Source organism: Prauserella muralis, from assembly GCF_003202285.1.
In the GTDB taxonomy this organism is placed as follows: domain Bacteria; phylum Actinomycetota; class Actinomycetes; order Mycobacteriales; family Pseudonocardiaceae; genus Prauserella_B; species Prauserella_B muralis.
This window is the reverse complement of the sequence record NZ_MASW01000001.1, coordinates 520,353-539,477: the sequence shown is the minus strand read 5'-3', so window position 1 is coordinate 539,477 and position 19,125 is coordinate 520,353. Positions and strand designations below refer to the sequence as shown.

The following is a 19,125-nucleotide window of genomic DNA, read 5'->3' as shown; positions in this document are numbered from 1 at the left end:
TGTGCTGCTCGATGCCGGTCACCGGCTTCGCGGGGGGTTCAGTGCGCGAGTGAGGCGTCGAGTGTGATGGCCGTTCCGGCCAGGGCCTTGCTGACCGGGCAGGTGTCCTTGGCCGTCGTGGCCAGCTCCTGGAACGTGGCGTCGTCGATGTCGTCGACCTCGGCACGCAGCGTGATGTCGATGGAGCTGATCGCGAGCCCGCCGTCGGCGGGTCCGACCGTCACCTCGGCGCTCACGTCGACGGTCTTGGGGGCGTAGCCGTTCTTCTCCAGCACCCCGGACAGGTTCATGGCGAGGCAGGACGACTGCGCGGCGGCGACCAGCTCCTCCGGGCTGGTCTGCCCCTCGGGGTCGCCGACACGGTGGGGGAACGAGACGTCGAACTGGCCCGCGTTGGACGAGTCGAGGGTGACCGAGCCCTTGCCGGAGTTGAGGCCGCCGGTCCAGTGGGTGGTCGCGTCGCGACTGGCCATGGTGTCTCCTTCGTCGAGGGGTGATCGAGGGACGTTCGTTCCCGACCCTAGGCGCGCACGCTCACGTCAGCCCGACGAAGCGGGTCATCTCCTCCACCGCGTGGGCGAAGAACTCGTCGGCCGGGTCCATGCTGCCCACGAGCTGGCCGGTGAGCTCGAAGCCGACCATGCCGAACAGCTGTGTCCACGCGATGAGCGTTCTCACCACGACGGCGTCCGGCAGCGCGACGCCGACGGCCGTGGTGACCACGCGGGCCTGCTCGCGCAGGCCGGGTGGCAGGTCCGGCGCGGACGGGGACTCGGTGAGCGTCCCGGCGGCCCAGCCGTCGTGGACCGTGCGGGCGAGCGCGACGGGCACCCGGCTGGCGGGGGTGATCGTGTCCTGGGGTGCCCGGTAGCCGGGGATGGGCGAGCCGTAGATCAGCGAGTACTCGTGGGGGTGGGCCCTGGCCCAGTCCCGGATGGCGTGGCAGATCGCCCGCCAGCGTTCGCGCGCGCCGGACTCCCGCGCGGCGGCGCGCTCGGCCTGCTCTCCGACGGCGTTGTAGGCATCGATGATGAGCACCGTCAGCAGGTCGTCGCGGCTGGGGAAGTAGCGGTACAGCGCCGAGGAGACCATGCCGAGCTGCCTGGCCACGGCGCGCAGCGACAGGCCGTCGGCGCCCGCGGTGGCGAGCTGGTTGCGGGCTTCCTCCTTGATCGCCGTGGTGATCTCGGCTCGGGCACGTTCCCTGGCGGTGCGATGAGCGGGCATGACGTCAGTGTGCCACAAAACGAGAGCACCGCTCTTGACAGTGAGCACCTGTCGCGTGTTCACTGATCTCAAGCGAGAGCACCGCTCTCGAACCAGAAGGAGGAGACCATGCCCGGTCAGTCCCGCTACCTCAAGCCGAAGAAGCCCACCAACGTGTTCAATCGCGCGGTGGCCGTGCTGGCCAAACTCGGGGTGAGCCTGTGGGGCAGCCGCATCCTGTCCGTGCGCGGCCGCAAGACCGGCGAGTGGCGCTCGACGCCGGTGAACCTGCTGGTCTTCGAGGGAGAGCGCTACCTGCTCGCCCCGCGGGGTCACACGCAGTGGGTGCGGAACCTGCGAGCGGCCGGCGAGGCGAAGCTGCGGCTGGGCAGACGGGAGGAGCGCATCGTGCCCGTGGAACTGACCGACGACGAGAAGGTCCCCGTGATCCGCGCGTACCTGAAGAAGTGGGCGTGGGAGGTCAGCGCCTTCTTCGACGACCTCAAGGCCACGTCGCCCGACGAGGACCTGCGTGCCGCGGCACCCGGCTTCCCGGTGTTCCGGCTCCCGAAGGAGAAGTAACCGCGCGAGTCCTGCATTCAGGCCCGCGAGTTCTGCACCCAGGCCCAGCCCGGCTCGCCGCCCGCACACCGGCCGCCGCCCGTGCGCACGGGTTCCCCGCCGTGCACACGGGCGACGCCGGCGGCTCACCGCGCCGCAGCCTCCGGTCAGCCGGACAGCTGCTTGGCGGCGGCCAGCGCGAGAGGGTCGAAGGAGCCGGAATCCTCGGTGGCGAGGCGTTGCAGCTCCGCCTTCATCCGGGGGTCCCAGAACATGCGGATGTGCTTGGTGATCGCCTCGACGGCCTCGTCGGCGGGCAGGTGATGGAACTGCACGGCGATGTCGTTGGCCATCCGGATCTGCGGTGACAGGGTCGATGTCATGCTGTGGGCGCCCTCCCGTCTCAGTCGGCCAGGGCCGGTTGCTCGTCGCGCGCGTCCTGGTGGGCGCTCGCGGCGTGCTTGAGCCCGACCTGCACCGCCGTCACCTTGTACTCTGGGCAGTTGGTCGCCCAGTCGGAGTTCTCCGTGGTCACCACGTTGGCGCCGGTGACCGGGTGGTGGAACGTGGTGTAGACGACGCCCACCGGCATCCGGTCGGCGATCCTGGCCCGCAGCGTGGTGGTGCCGACCCTGCTGGACAGCGTCACCTCGTCGCCGTCGGAGATGCCGCGCACGTCGGCGTCGTGCGGGTGGATCTCCAGCACGTCCTCCGGGTGCCAGGCGACGTTGGCGGTACGCCGGGTCTGCGCGCCGACGTTGTACTGCGACAGGATCCGGCCCGTGGTGAGGATCAGCGGGAACTTGCGGGTGCTGCGTTCCCGCGTGGCCACGAACGGCGTCTGGACGAACTTGCCCTTGCCGCGCACGAAGCTGTCGACGTGCATCACCGGGGTGCCCTCGGGTGCGGTGTCGTTGCACGGCCACTGGACGCTGCCGAGCTTGTCCAGCTTTTCGAAGGAGACTCCGGCGAACGTCGGCGTCACGGCCGCGATCTCGGCCATGATGTCGCGCGGGTGGTCGTAGTGCATGTCGTAGCCCATCGCCTGCGCGATCTCGCAGGCCACGCGCCACTCGTCCTTGCCGGTCTTGGGCGTCATCACCGGCCGCACGCGGTTGATGCGCCGCTCGGCGTTGGTGAAGGTGCCGTCCTTCTCCAGGAACGAGGTGCCGGGCAGGAACACGTGCGCGAACTTGGCGGTCTCGTTGAGGAACAGGTCCTGCACCACGACCAGCTCCATCGCGCCGAGCGCGGCGTTGACGTGGCCGGTGTTGGGGTCGGACTGGGCGATGTCCTCACCCTGGACGAACAGGCCCCGGAAGGTGCCGTCCACGGCGGCGTCGAACATGTTCGGGATGCGCAGCCCCGGCTCGGCCAGGATCGGCCGCTCCCACAGCTTCTCGAACACCTCGCGCACCGCGTCGTCGGAGACGTGGCGGTAGCCGGACAGCTCGTGCGGGAACGAGCCCATGTCGCAGGAGCCCTGCACGTTGTTCTGCCCGCGCAGCGGGTTCACCCCGACGCCCTCGCGGCCGATGTTGCCGCAGGCCATGGCGAGGTTGGCCATGCCCATCACCATCGTGGAGCCCTGGCTGTGCTCGGTGACGCCGAGGCCGTAGTAGATGGCGCCGTTGCCCGCGGTGGCGTACAGCCGGGCGGCGGCCCGCAGTTCCCGTGCCGGAACGCCGGTGATCTCCTCGGTGGCCTCGGGGCTGTACTCGGGCTGGGCGATGAACTCGGCCCAGGAGTCGAAGTCCTCGCAGCGGGCGTCGACGAACTCGCGGTCGACGAGGCCCTCGGTGACCACCACGTGCGCCATGGCGTTGACCACGGCCACGTTCGTGCCCGGGGCGAGCTGCAGGTGATGCTCGGCCTCGATGTGCGGCGAGCGCACCAGGTCGATCCGGCGCGGATCGATCACGATGAGCTTGGCGCCCTCGCGCAGCCTGCGCTTCATCCTGGAGGCGAACACGGGGTGCCCGTCGGTCGGGTTCGCGCCGATCACCACGATCACGTCGGACTGGGCGACCGAGCGGAAGTCCTGCGTGCCCGCCGAGGTGCCGAAGGTCTGCTTGAGGCCGTAGCCGGTCGGCGAGTGGCACACCCGCGCGCAGGTGTCGACGTTGTTGTTGCCGAACGCCGCGCGCACCATCTTCTGCACCACGTAGACCTCTTCGTTGGTGCAGCGCGAGGAGGTGATGCCGCCGATCGCGCCGACCCCGTGCCGGGCCTGGATGTCGCGGAACTTCTCGGCGGTGTAGGAGATCGCGGTCTCCCAGTCGACCTCCCGCCACTCGTCGGTGATCTTCTCGCGGATCATCGGCTTGAGCTGGCGGTCGGGGTGGGTGGCGTAGCCGAAGGCGAACCGGCCCTTGACGCACGAGTGGCCCTCGTTGGCGCCGCCGTCCTTGTGCGGCACCATGCGCACCAGCTCGTCGCCGCGCAGCTCGGCCTTGAACGAGCAGCCCACACCGCAGTAGGCGCAGGTGGTGAGCACCGTGCGCGTGGGCATGCCCAGGTCGACGACCGACTTCTCCTCCAGCGTCGCGGTGGGGCAGGCCTGCACGCAGGCACCGCAGGAGACGCACTCGGAGTCCATGAACAGCTCACCCGCGCCGGGCGAGACCTTCGAGTCAAACCCCCGGCCCTCGATGGTCAGGGCGAACGTGCCCTGCACCTCGTCACAGGCGCGCACACACCGCGAGCACACGATGCACTTGGAGGCGTCGAAGTCGAAGTACGGGTTGGAGGTGTCCTTCGGCGCGTCGAGATGGTTCTCGCCCTCGTAGCCGTAACGCACCTGCCGCAGCCCGACCACGCCGGACATGTCCTGCAGCTCGCAGTCACCGTTGGCCGAGCACGTCAGGCAGTCCAGCGGATGGTCGGAGATGTAGAGCTCCATGACGCCCTGGCGCAGCTTCTCCAGCCGCGGCGTCTGGGTGCGCACCTTCATGCCCTCGGCCACCGGTGTGGTGCACGAGGCGGGGGTGCCCTTCTTGCCGTCGATCTCCACCAGGCACAGCCGGCACGAGCCGAACGCCTGCAGGCTGTCGGTCGCGCACAGCTTCGGGATGTCGGTGCCGGTCATCGCCGCCGCGCGCATCACCGACGTGCCTTCCGGCACGGTCACGGGCACGCCGTCGATCTCGACCGACACCGTCGCCGGGCCCGGCTGGGCCGGGGTGCCGAGGTCGTGTTCCTTGAGCAAGCCCATGGCTATGTCGCCTCCTTCTGTGTGGCGGCGCCGGACGAGAAGTCGTCCGGGAAGTGGTTCAGAGCGCTGCGCACCGGGTTCGGGGTCAGCCCGCCCATCGCGCACAGCGATCCGTCGGTCATCAGTTCGCAGAGGTCGTTCAACAGGGCGAGGTTGCCGTCGCGGTCGTCGCCGCCGGTGATCTTGTCGATCACCTCGACCCCGCGCACCGCGCCCACGCGGCACGGCGTGCACTTGCCGCACGACTCCTCCGCGCAGAACTCCATCGCGAACCGGGCCATCGCCGCCATGTCGACGGTGTCGTCGAACACGACGATGCCGCCGTGACCGAGCATCGCCTCGGCCTCGGCGAACGCCTCGTAGTCCATCGGCAGGCCGAACTGGCCGGCGGGCACGTAGGAACCCAGCGGGCCACCCACCTGCACCGCGCGCACCGGCCGTCCCGAACGGGTACCGCCGCCGTAGCCGTCGACCAGCTCACCCAGCGTGATGCCGAACGCGGTTTCGAACACCCCGCCGCGGGCGATGTTGCCGGCCAGCTGGAACACCTGCGTGCCCCGCGAGCGGTCCACGCCCAGCTCGGCGTACGCCGAGCCGCCGTCGGCCAGGATCGCGGGGACGCTTGCCAGCGTCAGCACGTTGTTGACCACCGTGGGCTTGCCGAACAGCCCGGTGATCGCCGGGATCGGCGGCTTCGAGCGCACCATGCCGCGCTTGCCCTCCAGGCTCTCCAGCATGGAGGTCTCCTCGCCGCAGATGTAGGCGCCTGCCCCGACCCGCACGAACAGGTCGAAACTCGTGTCCGAGCCGAGGATGTTCTCCCCGAGCCAGCCGTGCGCGTAGGCGATGTCGATCGCCCGGCGCATCGTGGACACCGCGTCCGGATACTCCGAGCGGATGTAGATGTAGCCCTCGCTCGCGCCCACGGCGTGCGCCGCGATCGTCATGCCCTCGATCAGGCAGAACGGGTCACCCTCCATCAGCATCCGGTCGGCGAAGGTGCCCGAGTCGCCCTCGTCGGCGTTGCAGCACACGAACTTCAGCGGGCCCTGCGCGTCGAGCACCGTCTTCCACTTGATGCCCGCCGGGAACCCCGCGCCACCGCGGCCGCGCAGCCCCGACTCGGTCACCTCGGCCACCACCGCGGCCGGGTCCCGCTCCAGCGCCGTGCGCAGGCCTCTCAGCCCGCCGTGGGCCTCGTAGTCGTCGGTCGACAGCGGATCGATCACACCGACCCTGGCGAAGCACAGCCGCTGTTGCTCGGCCATCCACGGCAGCTCGTCCACCACGCCGTGACACAGCTCGTGGTCGGCTCCGGCCAGCATCCCGGCCTCGATCAGCCCCGGCACGGCCGCGGGAGACACCGGGCCGTAGCCGATCCGCCCGCGCTCGGTGACCACCTCCACCAGCGGCTCCAGCCACAACATGCCGCGCGAGCCGTTGCGCACGACCCGCACCGCATCACCCGCCTCGCGCTGGATCGCCGCGGCCACCTCGTCGGCGCCCACCGACACCGCCGCCGAGTCGCGCGGCACGAACACAGTGATCACGCCTCGGCTCCCTTCGCCAGGATCTCCACCAGCCGCGTCCGGTCCAGCCGGCCGTACATGCGGCCGTTGATCTGCGCCGCCGGGCCGAGTGCGCAGTTGCCGAGGCAGAACACCTGCTGCAACGTCACCGACCCGTCCGGCGTCGTCTGGCCCAGCTTCACGCCGAACACCTGCTCGGCGTCGGCGACCAGCTTCTCCGCGCCCACCGACTGGCAGGCCTCCGCGCGGCACAGCCGCACCGTCGCCGCCCCGGCGGGCTCGGAACGGAAGTCGGAGTAGAAGGTGACGACCCCGTGCACATCCGCCCGCGACAGGTTCAGCTCGGCCGCCAGAATCGGCACGACCTCGGGATCGATGTAGCCGAACTCGGCCTGGATGCCGTGCAGGATGGGCAGCAGCGCACCCCGCTCGTCCCGGTGCGCCTCGACGACGGCACGCACCCGCTCCGCGACCGAAGCACCGGCGCTCTCGACCGCCATACCGCCTCCTTGGTGTATACGGTATACACGAGCGATACTACTCGCGAGGTGACGGACACAACAAGGGTACGTTGACTCGAGGCTCACCACGATGCCGTTGCCGCTCCGTGGAAGCCGGAGAGGCGTCAGCGCTCCAGCAGCTCAGGGGCCTCGCTGCGCACCAGCTCGGTCACCTGGCGGATGTTCGGGTTGACCAGGGCGCGGTCGCCGACGAACACGGTGGGCACGGTCTCGTTGCCGCCTGCCACCGAGCGCACCCGCGCGGCGGCCGCGGAGTCCTCCCAGATGTTGATCTCGCGGACGGGCAGTCCACTGCGCCGCAACCTGCCCCGCAGCATCGCGCAGAACGGGCACCCGGGGCGCCAGTAGAACTCGACTTCCGTCACTGGGGCGTACCTCCTGCTCACATCCGGCGTCATCCGTGCCCCTTCAGGTCACCATAACCGCGCCCCTCCGTGGCCGGTGGGGGAAGCTGGGGGCATGAACGCCGACGCCGCGGACGCGATCGCCGACGAGCTGTACGCCCTGGACAGGGACGAGTTCATCGCGGCACGGGACAAACACGCGGCGGACGCCAGGGCGGCAGGTGACAAGGATCTCGCCTCGCGCATCAGGGCCCTCCGCAAGCCGACGCTGGCCGCCTGGCTCGTCAACCGGCTCGCCCGCGAGGAGCCGGACGAGGTCGCCACGCTGGCCGACCTCGGCGACGAGCTGCGGCAGGCGCACGCCCAGCTGGCCGGTGACGCGCTGCGCACGCTGTCGCGGCGGCGGCACGAGCTGGTCCGGTCGCTCACCGGCCGGGCCGAGCGGCTCGCCGACGGCGCGGTGAGCGAGTCCGTCAGCCGTGAGGTCTCCGAGACCCTCGACGCCGCACTGACCGATCCCGGCTCCGCGCGCGCCGTCACCGAGGGCAGGCTCACCACCGCGCTGAGGCCGGGCGACGTCTTCTCCGGCGACTGGCTGGCGGCCGCACCGAGCACGCCTGCCGTGCCACGCGCACCCGCCACCCCGAAGAAGACCGCCAAGGGGACGAAGCCCGCGGGCGAGGCGAAGCCCGCCAAGGGGCGCACGCCGTCGCCGGAGACGGCGGAGCGGGAGGCGGCCCGGCGCGCCGAACAGGAGCGGCAGCGCCAGGCCGAAGCCCGCAGGGAAGCCGAGAACGAGCGGCGGCGCAGGCGCGAGGAGCTCAAGCGCGCGCGGGAGGAGGCGGTGCGGGCCCGTTCCGACCGCGACGAGGCACGCCGCGCGCTGCGGGCCGCCGAGCGCGAGGAGGCGAAGGCGCGCAAGCGGACGGAGTCGGCGCGCCAGGCGTTCGAGGCGGCGCAGAGCCGCGTGGCCGATGCCGAGGCGGCCGTCGACGACCTCAACCGCACCCGCTGAACGACGTGCCTGCCGGACCGAAGATTCTTTTCAATTGGCCACCATCGGCAGCAGCTTTTCCCTTTCTCCGGGGAAATCGGGCGTAGTGTTATCGGGCCGGTTTTCACGGCGAGAGGGGAAAAATCATGCTCGGCGTATCCGATCCCACCATTGTCACGTCCGGGATGTTCGACCGGTTCGAGGACGCTCAGGACTACCAGGAGGAGGTTGCCGCCCTCGGCAACGGCGCATCGACGTCGGCGCCTGCCCCGGCGGAGGCCGAAGCCGAGGTGCCCCCGCAGCCCGCGCCGCCGAGGCCCGAACGGATCCAGGCGCCCTTCCCGAGGCCGCTGCGCACCCGCGCGGTGCGCGGTCGTTACCGCGGTGCGAGCGGCAACTGGCGGCTCGAACTGCGCGTCGACGTCGACGGGGAACGCCCCACCCGGCGCGTCAGCGGTGACTTCTTCTCCACCTCGGGCTCGACCACCGGCTACTTCGGATCGTTCGTCGTGCACGCACCGACGATCACCACCAAACCCGCGCACGTGCTCATCGAGGGCACCGGCAGCTTCACGTGGCGCGCGGCGGCGCCGAAGATCCGGCTGAGGATCCCGCGCGTGCCCGCGCACCAGCCGCAGCGACCCGCGACGCTGGAGTTCCGCACCGCATCGGACACGGCAGGCTCGGCCTACCAGTGCACGTACGAGTCCCGGTACTTCCGCACCGTCTCCTACGAGGAGGACTCGGTGACCGGGACCGTGCCGTTCGTCTCCTACGACACCGCGTCCCTTCCGCAGCCGGCAGGCAGCCCGGCCAGGGTGCTCACCGTGCCGAAGGCACTGGCGGAGGCCGGCATCGAGCTGCTCACCACCGGAGCGGCCAACGTCATCCCGACATCGGCCGCGGGCGCGAACGCCACCTGGAGCGACTCGGAGCTGCACGCGGCGATGGTCAACCACTTCAGCAGGTTCACCAACGCGCCCCGGTGGCAGGTGTGGATGCTCGTCGCCGGCGCCCACGACGGCGGCTACCGCGGCATCATGTTCGACTACGAAGACGCCTTCCAGCGCCAGGGCGCCGCGGTCTTCTACGACGCCATCAAGGGCACCGACGCGGCGAGCCGGCGTTCGCAGCTGCGGACCTACGTGCACGAGCTCGGCCACGCCTTCAACCTGATGCACTCCTGGCAGAAGGACCTCGCCGTGCCGCCCGCCCCGCTCGGCCCCAACGGCGGCCTCGCGGACCTGTCGTGGATGAACTACGACTGGAAGTACCAGCAGTCGCCGTCCGGGCCCGGCGGCGCGAGCGCCTACTGGGCGTCGTTCCCGTTCCAGTTCACCGAGAACGAGCTGGTGCACCTGCGGCACGGGTACTACCGCAACGTCATCATGGGCGCGAACGCGTTCTCGTCGGGTGCCGCCGACATCGACCCGGACCTGTTCGACGACCCGGTGCAGGACGCCTCCGGGCTGGCGCTGGAACTGCGCAGCCCCAAGCCGGCGTTCGCGTTCGGGGAGCCGGTGGTGGTCGAGCTGAAGCTGTCCGGCACCGAGCTGCGCGACCGGGAGACCCACGGCTACCTGCACCCGAACGATGACCTGGTCTCGGTGGCCGTGCAGCAACCCTCGGGCCGCACGAGGCTGTTCCGGCCGTTGCTGCGGCACTGCGTCGACACCGCCCGCACCGTGACACTCGGCGTGGGCAGGCCCGCCCTCTACGAGAGCGCCTACCTCGGCTTCGGCCGTGACGGCTTCCTGTTCGAGACACCCGGCACCTACCGGATCCGGGCATCCTATGTGGCCGGTGACGGCTCGCGCGTGCTCTCGCCGGTGCTGCGGTTGCGGGTGCGCCCACCCGCGACCGGGGCGGACGAGATCGTCGGCGAGCTGCTGCTCGGGGAGGAACAGGGTCAGCTACTGGCGCTGCTCGGCTCCGACGCGGCGACCCTGCGGGGCGGCATGACGGCCATCGACACGCTGGTCGACGAGCACCCCGATCACCCGCTCGCCGTGTACGGCAGGCTGGCGAAGGGCATCAACGAGCTGCGGGACTTCAAGGAGCTCACCGCCGACAAGACGCTGCGGGTCCGGCCCGCGCACGGCGCGGAGGCCGCCCAGCTGCTGGCCAGGGTGGTCGAGGACTCGGTTGCCGACACCGTGGGCGTCGACAACATCACCCTCAACATGGCCTTGCGCGCGAAGGCCCGCGCCGAGGCGAAGGCAGGCGACCTCGGCAGGGCCGTCGACACGACGCGCGACATGGTGCGCATGTTCGAGGGCAAGCACCTCAACCCGCTGGTGCTGGACGACATCCGGGCGCAGGCCGAGGCGACCTGGCAGGAGATCGGCGCCGACGACGGCGAGAACGGGCACCGCTCGTCCGAGGCCTGACATGCCCGGCAGGACCGGAGTCGCGGCGGTCTCCGCCTGGCTCTACGTCCCCGCGGGACGGCGCTGCGTCGTCGGCGCCGTCCCGCCCGTCGAGCTGCGGGTCGGCAACACGGGCACGGATGACGTGTGGTTTCCCGGGGTGCTCGACGGCTCCGAGACGGCGAGCAGGTTCCCGATCTACCGGCCCGCCGTGCTCGGCGCCACCGACGAGGTGGTCGCCGAGCCACCGGCTCCCGAGGACGGTCTGGTCGGGCCGCTGCGCCGCACCGACTTCCACCGGCTGCGGCCGGGCGAGACCTTCGACCCCACGTCGCGAGGACGGTTCCTTCCCCTCTCCACGTTCGCGACCTTCACCCCGGCAGTTCCCGGCACCTACCGCTACCGGCTCCTGATCGACACCACGGCGGAGGATCCGGGCGCCTGGCTCGGCAAGTTCGGCCAGCAGGCCTACACCGACGAGGTGCTGCCGCTGCTCGCCGGTGTGCCCAGGGTGCGCTTCGTGACCGCGCTCGACGTGGACGTCGGGCCGGCGGCGCCCGGCACCGGGTCCTAGGCGCTGACGGCCAGCGCCAGGTACTTCGTGTCGAGGTACTCGTCGATGCCCTCGTAGCCGCCCTCGCGGCCGAACCCGGAGGCCTTCACGCCGCCGAACGGCGCGGCGGGGTTCGAGACCAGGCCGGTGTTGAGACCGACCATGCCGGTCTGCAGCCGTTCGCCGACCCGGACGGCCCGGTCGAGATCGCGGGTGAACACGTACCCGACGAGGCCGAACTCGGTGTCGTTGGCGAGTGCCACGGCCTCGTCCTCGTCGCGGAAGGTGGTGATCGGAGCGACCGGGCCGAACACCTCCTCGCGCAGGATGCGGGCCTGCTCGGGCACTCCGGACAGCACCGTCGGCCGGTAGAAGAAGCCCTTGCCCTCCAGCGGCTCTCCACCCGTGGTGACCTCGGCGCCCCGGTCCCGCGCGTCGTCCACCAGCTCGGAGACCTTGTCGCGCTGGTCGGAGCTGATGAGCGGGCCGACCGACACCCCGTTCTCGGTGCCGTGGCCGATGCGCAGCGCCGCCATCTCCTCGGTCAGCCGCCGCGTGAACTCCTCGGCGACCGGCTCGGCGACATGGAAGCGGTTGGCCGCCACGCACGACTCGCCGTTGTTGCGCATCTTGGCGGTGACCGCGCCGCGCACGGCGGCGTCGACATCGGCGTCGGCGAACACGACGAACGGGGCGTTGCCACCCAGCTCCATCGACATGCGCTGCAGGTTCGGCGCGCACTGCTCGACCAGTTTGCGGCCGACCTCGGTGGATCCGGTGAACGACAGCTTGCGCACCCGGGGGTCGCCGAGCACGGGGTCGACGATCCGGGTGGCCGACGTGCTGGGCACGACGTTCAGCACGCCGTCAGGGAGTCCGGCCTCGGCGAGCAGCGCGGCCAGGTTCAGCATCGACAGCGGAGTCAGCTGCGGCGGCTTGACGATCATCGTGCAGCCCGCCGCCACCGCGGGGCCGATCTTGCGGGTGCCCATCGCCAGCGGGAAGTTCCACGGCGTCACCAGCAGACACGGGCCCACCGGCTGCCTGGTGACCAGCGTGCGACCGCCCCCTGCGGGGTTCACCGAGTAGCGGCCGTCGATGCGCACCGCCTCCTCGGAGAACCACCGGAAGAACTCGGCGGCGTAGCCGACCTCGGCACGGGACTCGGTGAGGCTCTTGCCCATCTCCAGGGTCATCAGCGTGGCCAGCTCGTCGGTGCGCTCGGTCATCAGCTGCCACGCCCTGCGCAGGATTTCCCCGCGCTCGCGCGGAGGGGTACGGGCCCAGCTCTCCTGCGCGGCGACGGCCGCCTCGACGGCGGCCTCGGCATCGGCGCCCTGCGCGTCGGCGACGTCGCAGAGCCCGCGCTCGGCGCCGGGGTCCTCGACTCCGAACGTGCTCCCTTCGGCCGCGTCGCGCCACTTGCCGTCGATGAAGAGCTGCCTCGGGATGCGCTCGATGATGCCGTCCATGACCGCGGGCTACCCGGAGGCGGGCGAAGCGACACCGCGCGCCGTGCAACCGGATGTCCGGTCTGCGCCGTCTTCCCGGCATGCGTGCACTGACCGCGTTCGCCCTGCTGCTGGTCGCCGGATGCGGAGCCTCCGCGGGATCCGGCGGCGAGGTCGCCTGCACCGAGATCGGTGCCCCCGCCGGGATCGGCGTCGACGTCGCGCCGCGGGAGCAGGGGCCGCAGGCCGAGGCCGCCACGGTGGAGGCCTGCTGGGGTGGCTCCTGCGAGACCGTCCGGACCGACCTGCGCCCCTCCACCACGGCGGGCCCGACGTCGTGCACGGGCGAGGGGCCGGATGCCGTGTGCTCGGCCGGGGTGCGGGAGACCGGGGGGCGCAACGGGTTCGCCGACATCGCCGGCCTCCCGGAACAGCCGGTGGAGCTGACCCTGACGGTGACCGCCGCCGACGGCACCGAGCTGGCCCGCCGCACGCTCACGGTCACGCCCGCGCCGGTGTATCCCAACGGGCGCGGGTGCCCGCCGCAGGGCCCCCAGGCCCAGCTCACCGTCACCGCCGACGGCGAGATCCGCGAACGGGCCTGAGCGCGGCGCCGGACAGGACGGGGCAGCACCGGAAAGGACCGGGCCCGGACTCCCCCGATGAAGTCCGGGCCCGGTCGTCGCCGGCTCGTCAGCCGATGTCGCGGGTGCGGAACCTCGCCAGGCCCGCCCCGAGCAGTGCCAGGGCCACCACGGTCAGCCAGACCAGCGGTGTCGCTGTGAAGTCGGCGCTCGGCAGCTTCGGCACGTGCTGGAACGGCGAGACGTTCAGCACCGCCTGGCTCGCTCCGACCGCGGGCCCGAACATGCTGATCAGCAGGAACAGCGCCGCGACCGCCCACGCGGTGGTGGCCGCCTTCGGCAGGAAGCCGAAGATCACCACGGCGGCGCCCGCGACGACCCAGATCGCGGGCAGCTGGGCCACCGACGCGCCGAGCACCGACGGCAGCTGCTCGCCGACGTCGTTGACGCGCAGTCCGTGCAGCAGGCCCATGAACAGGCCGGCAGTCGTCTGTATCAGCGCCGTCCCCAGCAGCACGAACGTCAGGTGGCTCGCGGCCCAGCCGAGCCTGCTGACGCGGGTGGCCAGCAGCGGCTCGACCCGGATGCCGACCTCCTCGGCGCGCATCCGCAGCGTGGCCTGGACGGCGTACAGCGACGCGATCATCGCCGTGATGCCGGCCGTGGCCGCGATGAAGGCGCGTTCGATGCTCTCCGAGCCGCCCATGCGCTGGATCATCTGCTCGGCCTGCGCGCTGTCGCCCAGCAGGTCGCCGATGCCCGCGGTGAGCGAGCCGTAGAGCGCGCCCATCACGGCGAAGCCGATCAGCCAGCCGATGAGCGCACCCCGGTGCAACCGCCAGGACAGGGCCAGCACCGAGTTCAGCCCTGGCGAGGCCTCGGCGGGGCCGGGCCGCGCCGGGATGAGGCTCAGGCCGACGTCGCGGCGGGGCAGCAGCCGGTAGCCGATCGTGCCGAGCAGCAGTGCCGCGCCCGCGAGCAGCACGAGCACCCACCAGCGCTCGTCGGCGTAGGCGCGGACCTGGGTGCCCCAGCCGATCGGTGACAGCCAGGACAGCCAGCTGATGTCGGTCGCCGAGTCACCGACGGCGCGGAACAGGAACGTCGCGCCGAGCACGGCGCTGGCGATGCCGTTGGCCGTGCGGGAGTACTCGCCGAGCTGGACGGCGATCGTCGCGACGCCGACGAACACCAGGCCGACGAGTGCCGTGCCCAGCCCGAAGGCCACCGAGCCCGCGGCGGGCAGCCCCGCTCCGGCGAGGGTCACGACCATCAGCAGGCCGGTGGCCAGGGCACCGATCCCCGCCGTGATCACGGCGGCGGTCAGCGGGGCGTAGCGGCCGACGACGGTCGACGACAGCAGTTCCTGCCTGCCGGTGTCCTCCTCCTGCCTGGTGTGCCGGGTGACGGTGAAGATGCAGGCCAGTGCGAGGAACAGCGGCAGCAGGGTGCCGTAGCGCCAGGCGGTGAACCCGCCCGCGGTGCTCAGGTCGAAGGCGGGCCCGTAGAGCAGGGTCAGCGACGGGTTGCTGCCCATGGTCGCGGTGAGCGCCGCGCGTTCGGCCTGGGTGGGGTAGAGCGTTTCGTAGGCTCCGGCGCCCGCGGCCGCCATCACGCCGATCACCAGCACCCAGAGGGGCAGCACGATGCGGTCGCGGCGCAGCGCGAGGCGCACCAGCTGGCCGGTGCCCGCGAGCAGGTTGCCCTTGGTGCCGACTCCGGGGGTGGGGCTCACCGCGCGGTCGAGGGTGGACGTGGTCATGACGCTGATGCCGCCTTGGAGTCCGAGGTGTCGGTGTAGTGCCGCAGGAACAGCTCTTCGAGCGTCGGCGGCTGGCTGGTGAGGCTGCGCACGCCGATGGAGCTGAGCTGGCGCAGCGCCTCGTCGAGCGCGCTCGTCTCGACGTCGAACCGGACGTGGTTGCCCTCGATCTTGAGGTCGTGCACGTGCTCCAGTCGCGACAGCCCGTTGGGGTGACCGGCCAGCTCCGCCGAGATCGTCGTGCGCGTCAGGTGCCGCAGGTCGGCCAGCGTGCCGGTTTCCACCGTGCGGCCGTTGCGGATGATGCTCACGCGGTCGCACAGCGCCTCGACCTCGGCGAGGATGTGGCTGGACAGCAGCACCGTGCGGCCCTTCTCGCGCTCCTCGGAGATGGCGTACTGGAACGTCGCCTCCATGAGCGGGTCGAGCCCCGCGGTGGGCTCGTCCATGATCAGCAGCTCGACGTTGGACGCGAGCGCGGCCACGATGGCGACCTTCTGCCGGTTGCCCTTGGAGTAGGTCCGGCCCTTCTTCTTCGGGTCGAGGTCGAAGCGCTCGATCAGTTCCTGGCGGCGCTTGGTGTCCAGCCCGCCGCGCAGGCGCCCGAGCAGGTCGATGACCTCCCCGCCGGAAAGGTTCGGCCAGAGGCTGACGTCGCCGGGTACGTAGGCGAGTCTGCGGTGCAGGCTCGCGGCGTCGTGCCACGGATCGCCGCCGAGCAGGTTCACCGTCCCCTTGTCGGCGCGGAGCAGGCCGAGCAGGACCCGGACGGTCGTCGACTTGCCGGAGCCGTTGGGACCGAGGAACCCGTGAACCTCGCCGGTGGCGACGGACAGGTCGAGGCCGTCCAGGGCCTTGGTCCGGCCGAAGGACTTGTGGAGGCCGGAGATGGAGATGGCGTTGTCCATGGCCTGAAACTAGTATGATTTCACAAACTTGTGAAGTTAAAAAAACGTATGGATTGAGTGATAGCACGTCGCGGGCTCGGAGAGGATGGAGTCATGTCGAGCAGGCCACAGTCTCAGCGCGACCCGGCCGAAGGGCGCGACGAGGAAGCAGTCCGCAACTACATCGAGAACCTCGCGCTGACGCTGACGCAGATCGGCCTGCAGCGCATGCCCGCGCGGGTGTTCTCCGCGTTGACGGTCTCCGACAGCGGCCGGATGACCTCCGCGGAACTCGCCGAGACGCTGTCCGTCAGCCCGGCGGCCATCTCCGGCGCCGTGCGCTACCTGGAGCAGGTGGGCTTCGTCGCCAAGGAACGCCTGCCCGGCGAGCGCCGGGACCACTACACCCTCTTCGACGACCTCTGGTACGCGTCCTTCCTCAAGCGCGACCGCATGATGCGGCTCTGGCGCGACGCGACCATCGAGGGTGTCGCCGCCGTGGGCGCGGACACCCCGGCGGGCCGGCGGCTCACGCGCATGGCCGACTTCCTCGACTTCATGGTCAAGGAGATCCCGGCCCTGTTCGAGCGCTGGCACGCCGAGCAGGAGCGGCGCGACGACGCCTGAGCCAGGCCTCTCAGCCCCGCCCTGCCTCCGCCGCGCGTACCAGCCGTGCCGACAGGAACCGGATCGCCGCGCGCAGCAGGGTCCGCGCGAGCGGGCCGGTGCCCGGCACGGCCTCGGTGAACGATCCGCGCCACAGCAGCTCCGTGCCGCCCGAGCCGTCGGGCGTGAGCAGCACCTCCGCGCGGTAGTCGCGCACCGGGGGGCGGGCACCGTCGAAGGTGTAGACGTGCCTGCGGTGCGGCTCGTACTCCACCGTGCGCTCACGAACGAGCAGCGGCCACAGCCCGACCTCGCGCACCGCGCCCGCACCGGCGGGCGCGGGGTCGCCCTCGCGCGCCCAGCGCGAGCGGGGTACCAGCGGCCTCGCCCAGCGCGACCAGCCCGCGCCGTCGGTCTCCAGCCGGAACAGCGTCTCCGGTGCCGCGCTGGTGACCCTGCGGACCTCGAACGTGAAGCGTCTCCCGATCATCGCCGGAACCCTAGTGTCCATGGGCGATGATGGCGGGGTGAGCTCGTCCCGCGCCGACTTCGCCGCCCCGCGCTGGCTCGTCCACCTGCTGCGCAGCGCCCCGGCTCCGGTGCCCTGGTCGAGAGCCGTGCGGGCGGCGATCGCGCTGGCCACCCCGCTCGCGGTCGCCTACGTGCTCGGGGACATCGCACTCGGCGCGCTGGCCTCCTCCGGCGCGCTGCCGACCGTGCTCGCCGAGTCGCCTGGCACGTATCGCTACCGGGCGCAGCGGCTCGGCGGTGCGGTGGTGGCCGCGGTGGGCGGCTTCGCGGTGGGCCTGCTCGCCGGAGCCGAAACGGCGGTCTCCGTCGCGGTCGTCGTGCTCATCGCCGCGGTGTCCGCGCTGGTCAGCGCGGCGGGCAGCAACGCGTCGGTGGCCGGGCTGCAGCTGTTCATCTTCACCGTCCTCGGCACCGGGCAGCACGGTGTCGCCGCGTTCGGGATCGTGCTGGGCTGCTTCGCCGCCGGTGCCGCGTGGGGGCTCGTCGTGGCGCTGTCCGGCTGGACCGTGCACGCCACCTCCCCCGAGCGCAACGCTGTCGCGCAGGTCTACATCGAGCTCGCCGCGATGCTGTCCGCGCAGGACGAGCCCACGTCGCTGGCGGCGCGCCAGCAGCTCACCGCCGCACTCAACACCGCCTACGACCGGCTGCTCACCGCGCGTTCGTGGCTGTCCGGCCGCGACACGACCTACCGGAAGCTGCTGAACCTGCTGGCCGCCACCACCCCGGCCGTCGAGGCCTCGGTGGCCATGGTCAACGCGGGCACCCGGGCGCCGCGCGAGGTGATCGGGCACTTCACGGACCTGGCCACCGCCGTGCTCGCCAACGCGCCGCTGCCGGAGCCGCCACGCCGGTCCGCACCCGGCGCCGACGACGCCGACGACCCGGACGACATCGACGGCACGGTGACCGCGCTCCACCACGCGCTGGCCAAGATCGGCACCGACGCCGAGCGGGCCCGCCGGGACCGCGTGCCACCGCTGCGGCGTCTGCGCGACTGGCTGGACTCGCTCACGTCCGGCCCGCTCACCTGGGTGGCGACGCTCCGGCTGACGCTGTGCGTGGCGCTGGCCGAGACGGTTAGCCTCGTCGTGCCGGTCGAGCGCTCGTACTGGATCACACTCACCGTGGGGATCGTGCTCAAGCCCGACTTCGGCTCCGTGTTCGGCAGGGCGGTGCTGCGTGGCCTCGGCACGGTGGTCGGCGTGGGCATCGGCGCGGCGGTCCTGGGCCTCGGCACCCGGGGCTTCGCGCTGGTGCTGCTGGTGGCGCTGTTCGCGGCGGGAGCCGCCATCGGCAAGGTGCGCAACTACGGCATCCTCAGCGCCTTCATCACCCCGCTGATCATCGTGCAGATGGACCTCTCGGCCGGCGGCGACTGGCCGCTCGTGCTGGCCCGGCTGGTGGACACCGGGCTCGGCTGCGCCATCGTGCTGGTGTTCGGCTACCTGCTGTGGCCGGGCAGCCTGCGGCCCCGGGTCGGCGGCAGGCTGGCCGACGTGGCCGACACGGTCGCCCGCTACGTCGAGCACGGGCTGCGCCCCGCCGAGACCGGCCAGGAACGCGCCGAGCGGTCGCGGCGCCGCCGCCGGGCCTACCGCGGCCTCGCCGACCTGCGGACCGCTTTCCAGCAGCTCGTCGTCGAGCCCTCACCCGCGGGGCGGCAGGCCGCGGCGTGGTGGCCCGCCATCGTCGCGCTCGAGCAGGTCGCCGATGCCGTCACGGCGGTGGTGGTGACCATCGAGCACGGCGCGGAGCCGCCGGAGCCCGACGATGTGCGACTGGTCACCTCGGCCCTCGCCGAACTGGCCACCGCCGTGCGTGAGCAGCGGGAACCCGCGGACGTCGACCTGCCCGCCGACCAGCGGCTCGCCGGAGTCAGTGACCAGCTCGAGTCGGCCTTCGACGCCGTGCGGGGGCCGGACCTCACCCGCTCGCGGTTCTCCCTGCGCAGGCGGCGCTGACCACCGACGGGGGCTTCGCGTTGCGGAACGGCGGCGTACCTGGTGGATT

General features: G+C 71.6%; 18 protein-coding genes. 7 read left to right on the top strand and 11 right to left on the bottom strand.

What is annotated here, in order from left to right; all coding sequences use genetic code 11:
- Nucleotides 1-38: 38 nt before the first annotated feature.
- Nucleotides 39-473 (bottom strand): OsmC family peroxiredoxin, encoded by a 435-nt coding sequence (locus BAY60_RS03435; RefSeq protein ID WP_112279352.1) that lies wholly within the window; start codon nucleotides 471-473, stop codon nucleotides 39-41.
- A 61-nt stretch (nucleotides 474-534) separates the two neighbouring features.
- Entirely contained in the window at nucleotides 535-1,227 is a 693-nt protein-coding gene (locus BAY60_RS03430) for a TetR/AcrR family transcriptional regulator (protein WP_112279351.1), read from the bottom strand.
- Nucleotides 1,228-1,335: 108 nt separating this feature from the next.
- Between BAY60_RS03430 and BAY60_RS03425 the strand changes: the two genes are divergently transcribed.
- Nucleotides 1,336-1,788: a nitroreductase family deazaflavin-dependent oxidoreductase gene (locus BAY60_RS03425; RefSeq protein ID WP_112279350.1), complete on the top strand. Its 453-nt coding sequence runs from the start codon at nucleotides 1,336-1,338 to the stop codon at nucleotides 1,786-1,788.
- 146 nt (nucleotides 1,789-1,934) lie between these two features.
- Here BAY60_RS03425 and BAY60_RS03420 read toward each other — a convergent pair whose 3' ends face one another.
- The 5 genes from BAY60_RS03420 to BAY60_RS03400 form a co-directional block, all read right to left on the bottom strand.
- Entirely contained in the window at nucleotides 1,935-2,150 is a 216-nt protein-coding gene (locus tag BAY60_RS03420) for a formate dehydrogenase subunit delta (protein WP_112279349.1), read from the bottom strand.
- Between the two features lie 20 nt (nucleotides 2,151-2,170).
- Nucleotides 2,171-4,981 (bottom strand): formate dehydrogenase subunit alpha, encoded by a 2,811-nt coding sequence (gene fdhF, locus BAY60_RS03415; RefSeq protein ID WP_112279348.1) that lies wholly within the window; start codon nucleotides 4,979-4,981, stop codon nucleotides 2,171-2,173.
- A gap of 2 nt (nucleotides 4,982-4,983) precedes the next feature.
- Nucleotides 4,984-6,531: a formate dehydrogenase beta subunit gene (locus BAY60_RS03410; RefSeq protein WP_112279347.1), complete on the bottom strand. Its 1,548-nt coding sequence runs from the start codon at nucleotides 6,529-6,531 to the stop codon at nucleotides 4,984-4,986.
- Nucleotides 6,528-7,010: a formate dehydrogenase subunit gamma gene (locus BAY60_RS03405; RefSeq protein WP_112279346.1), complete on the bottom strand. Its 483-nt coding sequence runs from the start codon at nucleotides 7,008-7,010 to the stop codon at nucleotides 6,528-6,530. Before BAY60_RS03405 ends, BAY60_RS03410 begins: the two co-directional genes overlap by 4 nt.
- 125 nt (nucleotides 7,011-7,135) lie before the next feature.
- Entirely contained in the window at nucleotides 7,136-7,396 is a 261-nt protein-coding gene (locus BAY60_RS03400; RefSeq protein WP_281272705.1) for a glutaredoxin domain-containing protein, read from the bottom strand.
- Nucleotides 7,397-7,490: 94 nt separating this feature from the next.
- On the opposite strand from BAY60_RS03400, the gene BAY60_RS03395 reads away from it, so the two are divergent.
- The 3 genes from BAY60_RS03395 to BAY60_RS03385 all read left to right on the top strand — a co-directional run bounded on the left by BAY60_RS03395 (nucleotide 7,491) and on the right by BAY60_RS03385 (nucleotide 11,312).
- Nucleotides 7,491-8,390, top strand: coding sequence for a hypothetical protein (locus BAY60_RS03395; protein ID WP_112279344.1), 900 nt, complete (start codon nucleotides 7,491-7,493; stop codon nucleotides 8,388-8,390).
- 125 nt (nucleotides 8,391-8,515) lie between these two features.
- Entirely contained in the window at nucleotides 8,516-10,759 is a 2,244-nt protein-coding gene (locus BAY60_RS03390) for a hypothetical protein (RefSeq protein ID WP_112279343.1), read from the top strand.
- A gap of 1 nt (nucleotide 10,760) precedes the next feature.
- Nucleotides 10,761-11,312, top strand: coding sequence for a hypothetical protein (locus BAY60_RS03385; protein WP_112279342.1), 552 nt, complete (start codon nucleotides 10,761-10,763; stop codon nucleotides 11,310-11,312).
- On the opposite strand, the gene BAY60_RS03380 is transcribed toward BAY60_RS03385, so the two are convergent.
- Nucleotides 11,309-12,763 carry an NAD-dependent succinate-semialdehyde dehydrogenase gene (locus BAY60_RS03380; protein ID WP_112279341.1) on the bottom strand — a complete coding sequence of 485 codons (1,455 nt, stop codon included), beginning with the start codon at nucleotides 12,761-12,763 and terminating at the stop codon, nucleotides 11,309-11,311. The genes BAY60_RS03385 and BAY60_RS03380 overlap by 4 nt on opposite strands.
- A gap of 80 nt (nucleotides 12,764-12,843) precedes the next feature.
- Between BAY60_RS03380 and BAY60_RS03375 the strand changes: the two genes are divergently transcribed.
- On the top strand, nucleotides 12,844-13,347 hold the full coding sequence (locus tag BAY60_RS03375; protein WP_112279340.1) for a hypothetical protein: 504 nt from the start codon (nucleotides 12,844-12,846) through the stop codon (nucleotides 13,345-13,347).
- An 88-nt stretch (nucleotides 13,348-13,435) separates the two neighbouring features.
- Here BAY60_RS03375 and BAY60_RS03370 read toward each other — a convergent pair whose 3' ends face one another.
- Both BAY60_RS03370 and BAY60_RS03365 read right to left on the bottom strand, forming a co-directional pair.
- Nucleotides 13,436-15,088, bottom strand: coding sequence for an ABC transporter permease (locus BAY60_RS03370; protein WP_112279339.1), 1,653 nt, complete (start codon nucleotides 15,086-15,088; stop codon nucleotides 13,436-13,438).
- Nucleotides 15,085-15,996 (bottom strand): ABC transporter ATP-binding protein, encoded by a 912-nt coding sequence (locus BAY60_RS03365; protein ID WP_112279338.1) that lies wholly within the window; start codon nucleotides 15,994-15,996, stop codon nucleotides 15,085-15,087. The genes BAY60_RS03370 and BAY60_RS03365 overlap by 4 nt, the downstream gene beginning before the upstream one ends.
- A gap of 93 nt (nucleotides 15,997-16,089) precedes the next feature.
- Between BAY60_RS03365 and BAY60_RS03360 the strand changes: the two genes are divergently transcribed.
- Nucleotides 16,090-16,602, top strand: a complete 513-nt coding sequence (locus tag BAY60_RS03360; protein ID WP_112279337.1) for a GbsR/MarR family transcriptional regulator — start codon at nucleotides 16,090-16,092, stop codon at nucleotides 16,600-16,602.
- 10 nt (nucleotides 16,603-16,612) lie between these two features.
- Here the strand turns inward: BAY60_RS03360 and BAY60_RS03355 are convergent, their stop codons facing one another.
- Nucleotides 16,613-17,071 carry an SRPBCC family protein gene (locus tag BAY60_RS03355; protein ID WP_112279336.1) on the bottom strand — a complete coding sequence of 153 codons (459 nt, stop codon included), beginning with the start codon at nucleotides 17,069-17,071 and terminating at the stop codon, nucleotides 16,613-16,615.
- Between the two features lie 37 nt (nucleotides 17,072-17,108).
- Here BAY60_RS03355 and BAY60_RS03350 point away from each other — a divergent pair, with 37 nt between their 5' ends.
- Nucleotides 17,109-19,076, top strand: coding sequence for an FUSC family protein (locus tag BAY60_RS03350; protein WP_112279335.1), 1,968 nt, complete (start codon nucleotides 17,109-17,111; stop codon nucleotides 19,074-19,076).
- Nucleotides 19,077-19,125 lie beyond the last annotated feature (49 nt).

Excerpts from the sequence above, each read along its gene's own strand:
- BAY60_RS03355 (WP_112279336.1), bottom strand. The coding sequence starts at position 17,071 with ATGATCGGGAGACGCTTCACGTTCGAGGTCCGCAGGGTCACCAGCGCG.
- BAY60_RS03425 (WP_112279350.1), top strand. The coding sequence starts at position 1,336 with ATGCCCGGTCAGTCCCGCTACCTCAAGCCGAAGAAGCCCACCAACGTG.
- BAY60_RS03370 (WP_112279339.1), bottom strand. The coding sequence starts at position 15,088 with ATGACCACGTCCACCCTCGACCGCGCGGTGAGCCCCACCCCCGGAGTC.
- BAY60_RS03380 (WP_112279341.1), bottom strand. The coding sequence starts at position 12,763 with ATGGACGGCATCATCGAGCGCATCCCGAGGCAGCTCTTCATCGACGGC.
- fdhF (WP_112279348.1), bottom strand. The coding sequence starts at position 4,981 with ATGGGCTTGCTCAAGGAACACGACCTCGGCACCCCGGCCCAGCCGGGC.
- BAY60_RS03395 (WP_112279344.1), top strand. The coding sequence starts at position 7,491 with ATGAACGCCGACGCCGCGGACGCGATCGCCGACGAGCTGTACGCCCTG.
- BAY60_RS03430 (WP_112279351.1), bottom strand. The coding sequence starts at position 1,227 with ATGCCCGCTCATCGCACCGCCAGGGAACGTGCCCGAGCCGAGATCACC.
- BAY60_RS03360 (WP_112279337.1), top strand. The coding sequence starts at position 16,090 with ATGTCGAGCAGGCCACAGTCTCAGCGCGACCCGGCCGAAGGGCGCGAC.
- BAY60_RS03405 (WP_112279346.1), bottom strand. The coding sequence starts at position 7,010 with ATGGCGGTCGAGAGCGCCGGTGCTTCGGTCGCGGAGCGGGTGCGTGCC.
- BAY60_RS03385 (WP_112279342.1), top strand. The coding sequence starts at position 10,761 with ATGCCCGGCAGGACCGGAGTCGCGGCGGTCTCCGCCTGGCTCTACGTC.
- BAY60_RS03420 (WP_112279349.1), bottom strand. The coding sequence starts at position 2,150 with ATGACATCGACCCTGTCACCGCAGATCCGGATGGCCAACGACATCGCC.
- BAY60_RS03390 (WP_112279343.1), top strand. The coding sequence starts at position 8,516 with ATGCTCGGCGTATCCGATCCCACCATTGTCACGTCCGGGATGTTCGAC.
- BAY60_RS03435 (WP_112279352.1), bottom strand. The coding sequence starts at position 473 with ATGGCCAGTCGCGACGCGACCACCCACTGGACCGGCGGCCTCAACTCC.
- BAY60_RS03375 (WP_112279340.1), top strand. The coding sequence starts at position 12,844 with ATGCGTGCACTGACCGCGTTCGCCCTGCTGCTGGTCGCCGGATGCGGA.
- BAY60_RS03365 (WP_112279338.1), bottom strand. The coding sequence starts at position 15,996 with ATGGACAACGCCATCTCCATCTCCGGCCTCCACAAGTCCTTCGGCCGG.